The sequence below is a fragment of the Stenotrophomonas sp. YJH_SMC_40 genome (assembly GCF_059368615.1).
On the sequence record NZ_JCAFRX010000003.1, the window covers coordinates 522,520 to 534,128 of the forward strand.

The 11,609-nt window shown below is 66.7% G+C and carries 7 protein-coding genes and 1 pseudogene; 5 read left to right on the forward strand and 3 right to left on the reverse strand.

Features of this window, described 5'->3' with window-relative positions; genetic code table 11:
- Positions 1–59 precede the first annotated feature (59 nt).
- Positions 60–1,277 carry an MFS transporter gene (locus AC5P6X_RS08315; protein WP_425531781.1) on the forward strand — a complete coding sequence of 406 codons (1,218 nt, stop codon included), beginning with the start codon at positions 60–62 and terminating at the stop codon, positions 1,275–1,277.
- An 82-nt stretch (positions 1,278–1,359) separates the two neighbouring features.
- Here the strand turns inward: AC5P6X_RS08315 and AC5P6X_RS08320 are convergent, their stop codons facing one another.
- Positions 1,360–2,775 carry a GGDEF domain-containing protein gene (locus AC5P6X_RS08320; RefSeq protein WP_285309293.1) on the reverse strand — a complete coding sequence of 472 codons (1,416 nt, stop codon included), beginning with the start codon at positions 2,773–2,775 and terminating at the stop codon, positions 1,360–1,362.
- A gap of 287 nt (positions 2,776–3,062) precedes the next feature.
- On the opposite strand from AC5P6X_RS08320, the pseudogene AC5P6X_RS08325 reads away from it, so the two are divergent.
- Positions 3,063–5,312 (forward strand): annotated as a pseudogene (locus AC5P6X_RS08325) (TonB-dependent siderophore receptor).
- Positions 5,313–5,357: 45 nt separating this feature from the next.
- Here the strand turns inward: AC5P6X_RS08325 and AC5P6X_RS08330 are convergent.
- Entirely contained in the window at positions 5,358–6,284 is a 927-nt protein-coding gene (locus AC5P6X_RS08330; protein ID WP_088436617.1) for a hypothetical protein, read from the reverse strand.
- Between the two features lie 221 nt (positions 6,285–6,505).
- Between AC5P6X_RS08330 and AC5P6X_RS08335 the strand changes: the two genes are divergently transcribed.
- The gene (locus AC5P6X_RS08335; RefSeq protein ID WP_329752759.1) at positions 6,506–7,486 is read left to right on the forward strand and encodes a cation diffusion facilitator family transporter; all 981 of its coding nucleotides are present in this window, start codon (positions 6,506–6,508) and stop codon (positions 7,484–7,486) included.
- Between the two features lie 38 nt (positions 7,487–7,524).
- Here the strand turns inward: AC5P6X_RS08335 and nfi are convergent, their stop codons facing one another.
- Positions 7,525–8,199, reverse strand: a complete 675-nt coding sequence (gene nfi, locus AC5P6X_RS08340; RefSeq protein WP_049451886.1) for a deoxyribonuclease V — start codon at positions 8,197–8,199, stop codon at positions 7,525–7,527.
- Between the two features lie 94 nt (positions 8,200–8,293).
- Here nfi and gpmA point away from each other — a divergent pair, with 94 nt between their 5' ends.
- Positions 8,294–9,043, forward strand: coding sequence for a 2,3-diphosphoglycerate-dependent phosphoglycerate mutase (gene gpmA / locus AC5P6X_RS08345; RefSeq protein ID WP_005408679.1), 750 nt, complete (start codon positions 8,294–8,296; stop codon positions 9,041–9,043).
- A gap of 161 nt (positions 9,044–9,204) precedes the next feature.
- Entirely contained in the window at positions 9,205–11,298 is a 2,094-nt protein-coding gene (locus AC5P6X_RS08350) for a M13 family metallopeptidase (protein ID WP_329755880.1), read from the forward strand.
- Positions 11,299–11,609: the final 311 nt, after the last annotated feature.

Below are 11,609 nucleotides of genomic sequence, written 5' to 3' on the forward strand. Positions count from 1 at the left end.
TGTGGTTGCAGTTTAAAACCAATGGCGATAGCCTGCATCTGGTTTCAAATTGCAACCATATGATGAGTGCGACATCGCTTCCCCGCCCGCTGCTGGTCCTGCTTGCGGCTGCCGCCGGCGCCAGCGTCGCCAACGTCTACTACGCGCAGCCGCTGCTGGATCAGCTTGCACGCGCCTTTGCGCTGGACCGGGCGGTGGCCGGCGCAGTGCTGGCTGCCACCCAGGCCGGCAGCGTGCTGGCATTGCTTGGCCTGCTGCCGCTGGCAGACCGCGGCGACCGGCGACGCCTGCTGCGGCTGCAGTTGATCGCGCTGGTGCTGGCCCTGTTATGGCTGGCGGCGTCACGCACGGCGAGCTGGCTGTTGTCGGGCATGCTGCTGGCAGGCCTGCTGGGCACCGCGCTGACCCAGGGCCTGATTGCCTATACCGCCATGCTGGCACCGCCCGAGCAGCGCGGTCGCGTGGTTGGTGTGGTGCAGGGCGGCGTGTTCATCGGCCTGCTGCTGGCGCGCGTGGTGTCCGGTACGGTGGCGGCGGCCTTTGGCTGGCAGAGGGTCTACCTGCTGTCAGCGGTGGTGATGGCAGCGTTGGCGGCGCTGCTGTGGCGGCGCCTGCCCGCAGTACCGGTGCCGTCGGTCCCTCCACGCTGGCGCGAGCTGCTGGGCTCGATGCTGGGCATGCTGCGCCGCGATCGAACGCTGCGCGAGCGCGGGCCGCTGGCATTGCTGCTGTTTGCCGGCCTCAATGTGTTCTGGGCGGCGGCACCCTTGCCGCTGTCGGCACCGCCGCTGCACTGGTCGACCGCAACCATCGGCGCGCTCGGCCTGGCCGGCGTGGTCGGTGCGCTGATGGCGGCGCGGGTCGGACACTGGATGGACCGTGGTTTCGCGCATCGGGTCAGCCTCGGCGCGCTGTTGTTGATGCTGGTCGCGTGGTGGCCGCTGCTGGGCCTCCCGCATTCGCTGTCCTTGCTGCTGCTGGGGGTGGTCGTGCTCGACCTCGGCGGCCAGGCACTGCATGTCTCGAACCAGGCATTGTTGCTGCGTGCACCGGCAGAACAGCATGGGCGCCTGGTGGCGTTGTACATGCTGTTCTATGCACTGGGCAGTGGTGCAGGCGCGGCGGCGGGGCCCTGGATGCAGGTGCGGCATGGCTGGCCTGCCGTGTGCCTGCTGGGGGCAGGCATCGCGTTGCTGGCGCTGCTGTGGTGGGCAGCATGGCGGGTGGGGGCGGTGAAAGCAGGGGCTGGCGCGCGAACCGGTAGAGTCGACTTTTAGTCGACTGCTCTTCGTTCCGACGGCGAAAAATCCCGCGCTGCGCGCGATAGTCGACCAGCGGTCGACTCTACCTGTCCTGCCGTCATCGCTGCAGTGCACGCCGCCCCGGGGCTTCCTGCAGGTCCGCGCTGGCGACCACCACGCGGTTGCGGCCGCTGCGCTTGGCCTCGTACATCGCGGCGTCGGCACGTGCCATCAACCGCTCGTAGTCCGGATGACCATCGTGACCGGCCACGCCGATGCTGGCGGTCAGCTCCAGCACCTGGCCATTGGCCAGTGCTACCGGTGATTGTGCGATCTGTCGGCGCAGGCTCTCGGCGATCACGGTCGCCTGCGACTCGCTGGCGGCCACCAGCACCACCACGAATTCTTCGCCGCCATAGCGGAACAGGTAGTCGCTGCCACGCGTGAGCTGGCCGAGCAGGCCGGCCACGTGCTGCAACGCACGGTCGCCGGCATCGTGGCCATGGCCGTCGTTGATTGCCTTGAAATGATCCAGGTCGAGCAGCAGCAGCGAGAACGGTGTGCGGTTGCGCGTGGCCAGCTCGATTTCCCGGCGCAGCACGGTGGGCAGGAAGCGACGGTTGAGCAGGTTGGTCAGCGCGTCGCTGCCGGCATCCAGTTCGCCGATGCGCTCGAACAGCAGCGTCATCAGGGTGCGGATGGCGGCCAGGTCCTCGCGGATGGCCGGCAGCACCGCCAGTCGCTGCGCCGGAGCATCGCCACTCGCGCGCTGCAGGTGGCCGTCAATGCGGGCCATCAACTGGCCCACCTGCTGCGTTTCGCTGCTTTCGCCGAAGCTGGGGATGCCCTTGTGGGTGAACCACAGGCCGAACTCCGAGGTGGCCAGGCTGGCGTTGTCGCTGGCCTGCACGTGGCCGGCGAGGGCGTAGAGCAGGGCGTTCTCCCAGTCCAGCAGCAATGCGCGCTGGCGCTCGCGTTCGGTACCGACGTTCTGTACCAGCGAGAACAGCCGGTAGGCGGCGTCGGCACGGGTGGAGCGCTCGCGCGCATGGGTGTAGGCCAGGGTCATGCCTTCCATGGCGATGTCCATGATCGCGCTGAGGCAGGCGATGGCGGCGAACGCGGTCGCGCTGTCGGGCGCGTCGGCGCGCAGGCGCACGAACAGCTCGTGCTTGAGCACGCGCGCACCGCGGGTGACCAGGTCGACCGGGATGCCGACCCGTGCGTGTACGTCGCCGATCACCCGCTGCGAGGCGACCGTGGTGGCGATGCCAGCGGCGTCGGTGGTCAGCAGCTGTACCAGCCAGCGCTGCATGGCCGGCTGCAGGCGCTGCTTGACCTGGTCGTGGGACAGGAAGCGGCGTGCGCGCCCGTCCTGCAGCAGCACTTCGTAAAAGCGCTGGGCCAGCGCGGGTGGGGCATCGGTGGCAGCGGCCTTGAGCAGCGCGGTGGCGGCAGGGCCGGCCTGTAGCAGGCATTGCTGCCAGGCCTCGGCCAGCGGCTGGCTGGCATCGTCCAGTTGGGGTGGTTCCACGTCGATCTCTGACTGCGTACGGCAAACCACGGGTATCGGCCGCGGTGGCATACGGTTGATGGCGGGGTAGCCGGCCAGTTTACGCGCGGTGCAGGCTTGCACGGTGCGCAAAGCACATCGACGCCGCTGCGGCAATGAGTGAACGCATTTGAGAATCACTCGCATTGATGGGAGAATGCGCGCACGGAGCGGGCTGCAGGTGCCTGCAGGACGGCTCCGCCTCCCCCCTCGTCGTTGCCTCAAGCCCTTTGCCAGAGGCCCCGCAGCCCTGCCAGAAGGTCCTGATCATGTCTCCTGCCGTTGTCCATTCACCGCGCCCGCTGGCGCTTGCCGTCGCCGCCCTGCTGGCGGGCAGCGCCCTGACCGCCCAGGCCAAAACCGACGCCACCGATATCGACACGGTGCACGTCACCGCCTCGCAGATCGCGCGCCAGGCACTGGGTACCTCGACCATCACCGCCGAGGATATCGCCCGGCGCCCGCCAGCCAACGACATCGCCGAGCTGTTGCGGACCATGCCGGGCGTCAACCTGACCGGCAACAGCGCCTCGGGGCAGTACGGCAACAACCGCCAGATCGACCTGCGTGGCATGGGCCCGGAAAACACCCTGATCCTGGTCGATGGCAAGCGCATCGGCGCACGCGATGCCGTGCGCATGGGACGCAGCGGCGAGCGCAATACCCGCGGTGACACCAACTGGGTGCCGGCGGAAATGATCGAGCGCATCGAAGTGCTGCGCGGCCCGGCGGCGGCACGCTATGGCTCCGGTGCCTCCGGCGGCGTGGTCAACATCATCACCAAGCGCCCGACCGGCGACCTGACCGGTGCGGTGGACCTGTATGGGCTGGTGCCCGAACACAGCGCCGAAGGTGGCAGCGAACGCGTCGGCCTGTAGCTGAGTGGGCCGATGACCGACACCCTGTCGTTCCGCCTGTACGGCAATCTCAACAAGACCGACGCGGACTCGCTGGAGCTCAACCGCCAGTACGCTACCAACCCCAACGCGGTGCCGCCGGCCGGCCGCGAGGGCGTCAAGAACCGCGATGTCAACGCGCTGCTGCGCTGGGACGTGACCGCCAACCAGGTGGTGGAGTTCGAAGCCGGCACCAGCCGCCAGGGCAACATCTACGCTGGTGATCGCGCGGTCAGCACCACCGGTACATCGACCGGTGTTGACCTGGCGGCACTGGCCGAGGGCGAAGCGGAGACCAACCGCATGTACCGCAACACCGGCGCGATCACCCATCGTGGCCGCTGGGGCGACGTGACCTCGCGGGTGACGGCCGCGGTGGAGGCGGTGAACAACTCACGCATCAACGAAGGCCTGGCCGGTGGCCCGGAAGGCAGCTTCAACGGCAGCGACTGGTCGACCTCGCGACTGCGCAACTACCAGCTGGACGGCGAAGTGAGCTTCCCGACCACGCTGGGTGGTGCCGAGAACATCTGGACGCTTGGCTTTGAATACCTGGACAGCCGCCTGACCGACCCGTACTCGATGAGCCAGTCCAGCAGCAGCGGCGGCGGCATCCCGGGGCTGTCGGCCGATCGTGCGCGGGGCAAGGCCGATGCGCAGACCACCGCCGTGTTCGTCGAAGACAACATCTACCTGGGTGAGCGCTGGATCGTTACCCCGGGCCTGCGCTTCGACCACCACAGCCAGTTCGGCAACAACACCAGCCCCAGCCTCAACGCGCAGTTCCGCATCAACGGCGACTGGGTGGTGAAGGGCGGCATCGCCCGGGCGTTCAAGGCGCCGAACCTGTACCAGTCGAATCCGGACTATCTGTATTACACCCGTGGCAATGGCTGCCCGAATGCACTGCCGAGCCTGGGCGCCGGCTGCTATATGCGCGGCAATGCGGACCTGAAGGCGGAAACCAGCCTGAACAAGGAACTCGGCATCGAGTGGGCACCGCAGAGCGGCTGGCAGGCCTCGTTGACTTACTTCCATAACGACTACAAGGACAAGATCCAGGCCGGCTACACCCAGATCGGCCTGACTGCCGACACCAGGGGCCGCATCTTCCGCTGGGAGAACGCGCCGAAGGCGATCGTGCAGGGGCTGGAAGGCAACCTGGTGATCCCGCTGCTGGGCGAGCAGGGCAACCGCCTGAAGTGGAGCAACAACTTCACCTACATGGTGGAGAACGAGAACAAGCGCACCGGCCAGCCGCTGTCGGTGATTCCGAAGTACACCGTCAACACGATGCTGGACTGGCAGGCCACCGACAAGCTGTCGCTGCTGCTGACCGGCACGTTCTACGGCAAGCAGAAGCCGGCCACCACCAACATCAACAATGATCCGCGCTGCACCGGCACCTGCGACCCATCGATCGCACTGCAGGATCGCGGTGCGTACAATATCTGGGGCGTGAGCGCGCGCTACAGGGTGACCGAGACGGTCAGCTTCGGCTTCGGCGTGAACAACCTGGCCGACAAGCGCCTGTTCCGCGAGGCCAACAGCAGCGATGCCGGCGCGGCGACCTACAACGAGCCGGGCCGCGCGTACTGGGCCAGCCTGCGCTTCGGGTTCTGACCCGATGAGGCCTGCGCCGGGGCGTTCCCCGGCGCAGCCTGAAGGCTACTTCACCTGCCGGCAATCGCGCAGGTGGACGCCACCGGTGTCCATCTTGTCGACCACGCCTTCCAGTTTCACCCAGTCGTTCTCGCGCAGGGTGGCGCCCAGCGCCATCTGATCCGGCGCAAGCGCACAGTGCACGGTGAAGTTGGCATTGTTGTCGTCGTTCGACTGGCGTCCGCCGATGCCACCGATGCCCTTCATCTTGGTGACCAGATAGCCCACCTCGAAGGTCTTGGCAAAGCGGTTGGGCTGGGCGGTGTAGACCTGGCCATCGATGATGAAACGACGGCCGAAATACTTGACGAGCAACGGCTGGTACATCGCATCGGTATCCGGCGGGGTGCTGGTGCCGGAGAACAGCGCCCTGAGCGGTGCGGTGTTGATTTCCCGCTGCAGCCGCTTGGCGTCCTTGCCCATTTCGGTGGACATGCCGACCGCAGTGGCCTGGATCGGCTTGTCGAAACCGCTGGAGACACGCACGGCTTCTGCGATCGCCTCGCCTTCGGGGCCGGTCTTGAGCTTGTCCAGCCAGCCACACAGCGCGCTGCGTGCGTCCTCTTCCTTGGCGGTCTGCCCGCGTGACAGCTTGGTGCCGACCACCACGTTGCCGCCATTGGAGGCGGTGATGATGCTGACCAGCGGCATCTTGGTGTCGGTCTGCAGCACGTACATCTGGCCTTCGGTCTCCGTGATGACATCTCCGCTGACGAAGTTGTTGCCTTCGTCGAGTGCCGCCTTGCGCAGCTGGCCCAGCGCACTGCGGGGCTTCAGGCCGGGAAGGGTGACCTCGGAGGTGAAAAACTGGCCATTGCGGGGGTCGCCTACCGCCTGGAAGTTCTGCTGGCAGGTCTTGGCCGAGGCGCTTGCGGCCACGCCCAGCGTGAAGGCCACGGCGACGGCGACCCAGGGGGTCTTGGTAGTCCACATGTTCCGGATTCCTTGTGCTTGGGTGTCCATTGCGGGCCGCAACGCCGAAGCGGTCTGGCTGCCCGTTCCCCGTCCAGAGGGGATGTGGTCATCATAGTGTGGCCTGGCACGGGCGCAAGCTGCGGCGAGCCGCGACGTGCAGTCTGCAATGTTATAAACACCGTGATAGTTTCCCCACGGCCGTCGGCGTAGCCTGCCTCCATCGCAAAGGAGCTGTTGCCATGGGCCACGACCACGATCACCTGCCATCCGAGATCCGCCACGAGAAACCCTTGTGGTGGGCGCTCGGCCTGACCTCCACCTTCCTCGTCGTCGAAGTGGTGGGCGCGTTCTGGACCAACAGCCTGGCGCTGTTGTCCGACGCGGCACACATGGCCACCGACGCGCTGGCCCTGATGATCGCGCTGGTCGCGGTGCGGCTGAGCCGGCGCCCGCCGGATGCGCGTCGCACCTACGGCTATGCGCGCCTGGAAGCGCTGGGCGCAATGATCAACGGCGCGATGCTGTTCGTGGTTGCCGGCTACATCCTGTGGGAAGCCGTCGGGCGCTTCAGCAAGCCGCAGGAGATCGCCTCCACCGGCATGCTGGTGATCGCCTCGGCCGGCCTGGTCATCAACCTGATCTCGATGCGCCTGCTGCAGGCCGGCAGCGGCGAGAGTCTCAACGTGAAGGGCGCCTACCTGGAAGTGTGGGCGGACATGCTCGGCTCGGTGGCGGTGATTGCGGGTGCGGTGCTGATCCAGTTCACCGGCTGGAAGCCGATCGATCCGATCCTGGCGGTGCTGATCGGCCTGTGGGTGTTGCCGCGCACCTGGGTGCTGATGCGCGAGGCGATCAACGTGCTGCTGGAAGGCGTGCCCAAGGGCATGGACGTGGCCAAGGTGCGCGACAGCCTGTCCAGCCACGCCGCGGTAATGGACGTGCATGACCTGCACGTGTGGGCGCTGGCCTCCAGCACGCCGGCGCTGACCGCGCATGTCGTTACGCGCGACGGCACCGATGCCGATGCGCTGCGCCGTGAGCTGAGCGGGCGCCTGCACGATGACTTCGGCATCGAGCACGTGACACTGCAGCTTGAAGCGGACCACTGCGGCGAAGCCTGTGGTGAGCCGGCGCCGGTGAAGGGCGGCGAGCATGAGGGCCATGAAGGTCATGACCACGACGAGGACGCGCAGGGCCATCGCGGCCACGTGCATCGTTGAATGAAAATGAAAGCCGCACCGGGGAATGCCCGGTGCGGTCATTCGTCCCGTCGCGAGGCCAGCCGATCCGCCAGCCGGGTCGGCTCCGGCAGCCGGTAACCGCGCAGGGTGCGCTGCACCCAGTCCAGCGCGGTATCGGCACTGACCCGATGGCCACCGGCCACGAACAGCGGCTTGCAGCGCAGCTTGCTGCGCAGCACCCAACCCAATTGCTCATCGCCATCGAGCAGCGGCGTATGCGCGCCGGCCTCGGCGCCCGGTTCGACGAAGCGGCCGACCAGTTTCGACTTGGCCACACCGATGCTGGGCAGGTCGGTGACCACGCCCAGATGCGCGGCCACGCCCAGCCGGCGCGGATGGCTGATGCCGTGGCCATCGACGAACACCAGTTCCGGCGTGCGTGGCAGCAGCGCCAGTGCGGCCAGCAGAGCTGGCAACTCCCGGAAGCTGAGCAGGCCGGGAATGTACGGCATCACCGTGGGAATGCGCGCTATTTCCTGCGCCACGGGCTGCAATGTCTTCGCATCCAGCAGGACCGCTGCGGCGCGGGTGGTGGCACCGTTGTCCTCAAAGCCCACATCCAGCCCGGCCAGCCAGCGCACGTTGCGTGGCAGGCGGTCCTGGCGCTCCACGCGGCTGGCAAGCTGGGTCTGCTGCGCGCGGGCAGCGGCGACGCTGCCTTCCCAGCGCCCGGGGTCGATCACCGTATTCATTGGCTGGAGCATCGCATGCGCGGCGCCACGGCCCGGTGAGCGGCAGCCGGGGCTACAATGGCGGCCTGCCTTTCCTCGCGTTGGAGACCCTGCAGTGACCCGTAAACTCGTACTGTTGCGCCATGGCCAGAGCCAGTGGAACCTGGACAACCGCTTCACCGGCTGGGTCGACGTCGACCTGACCGAGCAGGGGCGCCGGGAAGCGGCCGCCGCCGGTCGCCTGATGCGCGAGGAAGGCCTGCAGTTCGACGTCGCCCATACCTCCGTACTGAAGCGCGCCATCCACACCCTTCAGGGTGCGCTGGCCGAGCTGGAGCAGGACTGGCTGCCGGTGAACAAGTCCTGGCGCCTCAACGAGCGTCACTACGGCGGCCTGCAGGGCCTGGACAAGGCCGAGACCGCCGCCAAGCACGGCGAGGAGCAGGTCAAGGTGTGGCGCCGTTCGTACGACATCCCGCCGCCGCCGATGGAGCTGGAAGATCCGGGCCACCCGATCCATGACCGCCGCTACGCCGGCCTGGACCGCAACGCGCTGCCGGGCACCGAATCGCTGGCCACCACCCTGGATCGCGTGCTGCCGTACTGGCACGACGCGATCGCGCCGCAGCTGAAGGACGGCAAGACCGTGCTGGTCACCGCCCACGGCAACTCGCTGCGCGCGCTGTACAAGTACCTCAACAATGTCTCGCGCGAGGAAATCCTCGAGCTGAACATCCCGACCGGCATCCCGCTGCTGTTCGAACTGAACGACGACCTGACGGTGCAGTCGTTCCGCTACCTGGGCGACCCGGAAGCGGCGCGCAAGGCTGCTGAAGCCGTGGCCAACCAGGGCAAGGCGAAATAAGTAGATACCCACCGTTGGTGGGTATTCTTCTGCTGGGTGTGTGCGGACCAACGGTCTGCACACACCCGCTTGCGACCACGGGCGTTCCCCCTGTGACCTTTGGCCGGTCCCTGTCGTGGGCCTCCCCGGCTACCCTGTGAAATTACCCGCAGGAGAGCCTCATGAACGTCCGCAACCTGGTCCCGCTGGGCCTGACCATCGCCATCGCTGCCTCGCTGGCGGCCTGTGGCAAGAACGAAACCGCACCGGCGGCCGGTGCCGACGCCAAACCGGCCTTCGACCTGTCGCAGATCAAGACGCCGCTGATCTCGCTCAACAGCGCCGACCTCGATCCGGCCATCTCGGCCTGTACCGACCTCAATGGCTTCGTCAACAGCAAGTGGCTGAAGGCCAACCCGGTGCCGGGTGACCAGACCACCTGGGGCAGCTTCGAGATCCTGCGCGAGCGCTCGCTGGAAGTGCAGCACGCGCTGGTGCAGCAGGCCGCCGCCAGCCAGGCCAAGGCCGGCTCGGTGGAAGCCAAGATCGGTGACATCTGGAAGACCGGCAATGACGAAGCCAAGATCGAAGCCGCCGGCCTCGCGCCGCTGCAGCCGCAGCTGGACAAGATCACCGCGCTGAACGATACCGCCGCCATCACCCAGTACCTGCGCGACAGCCAGGCCGAGGGCAAGGGCGTGCTGTTCTCGCTGTTTGCCAATGCTGATTACAAGGATTCGGCCAACGTCATCGCCTACGTCGGCCAGGGCGGCCTGGGCCTGCCGGAGAAGGGCTACTACTTCGACGATGCGCAGGCCAAGATCCGCGACGCCTACGTGGCCTACATCGCGCAGGTGCTGACCCTGTCCGGCGTGGACGCCGCGCAGGCCGCCGAGCAGGCCAAGGCCGTGATGGCCTTTGAAACCCGCCTGGCCAAGGCCTCGATGTCGCGCATCGAAATGCGTGACCCGGCCAAGCGCTACAACCCGCTCAGCGCCGCAGACGCCGACAAGCTGACCCCGAACTTCAGCTGGACCGCGCTGTTCGACACCCTGAAGGTGCCGGCCGCACAGAAGTTCTCGCTGGCCCAGCCGGGCTTCTTCGGTGAAATGGACAAGATGCTGGCCGATGTGCCGGCCAGCACCTGGCAGGCCTACCTGCGCTTCCACACCATCGACGACGCCTCGCCGTACCTGAGCAGCCAGTTCGAGAAGGCCAACTTCGAGTTCTATGGCAAGACCCTGCGCGGCCAGCAGGAAATGCAGCCGCGCTGGAAGCGCGTGCTGGAGTCGGTCAACGGTGGCATGGGTGAAGCCCTTGGCCAGCTGTACGTCGACGCCGTGTTCCCGGCCGAGTCGAAGGTGGCCATGCAGCACCTGGTGGAGAACCTGTCGCAGGCATTGAAGGCGCGTCTGGAGCAGCTGCCGTGGATGGGCGAGGAAACGAAGAAGAAGGCACTGGAAAAGTGGGCCAGCTTCACCCCGAAGATCGGCTACCCGGACAAGTGGCGTGACTGGGCGGGCCTGCAGACCAACGGCGACAGCTACCTCGGCAACATGCAGGCAGCGCGTGCGTTCAACTACCGCTACATGCTGGACAAGATCGGCAAGCCGGTGGACAAGACCGAGTGGGGCATGACCCCGCAGACGGTCAACGCCTACTACAACGCCACCAAGAACGAGATCGTGTTCCCGGCGGCGATCCTGCAGGGGCCGTTCTTCGACGCCAAGGCCGATCCGGCGCTGAACTACGGCGGCATCGGTGCGGTCATCGGCCACGAAATGATGCACGGCTACGACGACTCGGGCAGCCAGTTCGCCGCCAACGGCAACTTCGACAACTGGTGGACCGACGCCGACCGCAAGGCCTTCACCGAGCGTACCGACCAGCTGGTTGCACAGTTCGATGGCTACGAGTCGGTGCCGGGCGTGTTCGTGAAGGGCAAGCTGACCCTGGGCGAGAACATCGGCGATCTGGGTGGCCTGACCGTGGCCTACGACGCACTGCAGATGGCGCTGAAGGAAGACCCGAAGGCGAATGTGGAAGTGGATGGCCACAGCCAGGACCAGCGCTTCTTCATGAACTGGGCCACCGTGTGGCGCCGCAACTTCACCGACGGTGAGCTGCGCGTACGCCTGAACACCGACCCGCATGCGCCGGCCAACTTCCGAGCCAACGGTGCACCGTCGAACATGCCGTCCTTCTCTGCGGCGTTCCAGTGCAAGGCCGGCGACGCGATGGTGCGTGCCGACGACAAGCGCGTGGTGATCTGGTAATCGATCACCCGTGATGCGTGCGAAAGGCCCGGCGAACGCCGGGCCTTTTGTTTTCCAGGCCGATAGCGATGAGCGGACGGGTAGAGTCGAGTGTCAGTCGACTATCGCGCGCAGCGCGGGATTTTCTCGATCCGAAGAGCAGTCGACTAACAGTCGACTCTACCGCCGGGCGTTTCACGTGCCGGGAGTCGACCAACCGGTTCGACGGAATCCGCTTGGTAGAGTCGACCGTTGGTCGACTATCGCGCGCAGCGCGGGATTTTCTCGATCTGGACGAAGGGCAGTCGACTAACAGTCGACTCTACCGGCGG

Excerpts from the sequence above, each read along its gene's own strand:
- AC5P6X_RS08315 (WP_425531781.1), top strand. The coding sequence starts at position 60 with ATGATGAGTGCGACATCGCTTCCCCGCCCGCTGCTGGTCCTGCTTGCG.
- AC5P6X_RS08330 (WP_088436617.1), bottom strand. The coding sequence starts at position 6,284 with ATGTGGACTACCAAGACCCCCTGGGTCGCCGTCGCCGTGGCCTTCACG.
- AC5P6X_RS08335 (WP_329752759.1), top strand. The coding sequence starts at position 6,506 with ATGGGCCACGACCACGATCACCTGCCATCCGAGATCCGCCACGAGAAA.
- nfi (WP_049451886.1), bottom strand. The coding sequence starts at position 8,199 with ATGAATACGGTGATCGACCCCGGGCGCTGGGAAGGCAGCGTCGCCGCT.
- AC5P6X_RS08350 (WP_329755880.1), top strand. The coding sequence starts at position 9,205 with ATGAACGTCCGCAACCTGGTCCCGCTGGGCCTGACCATCGCCATCGCT.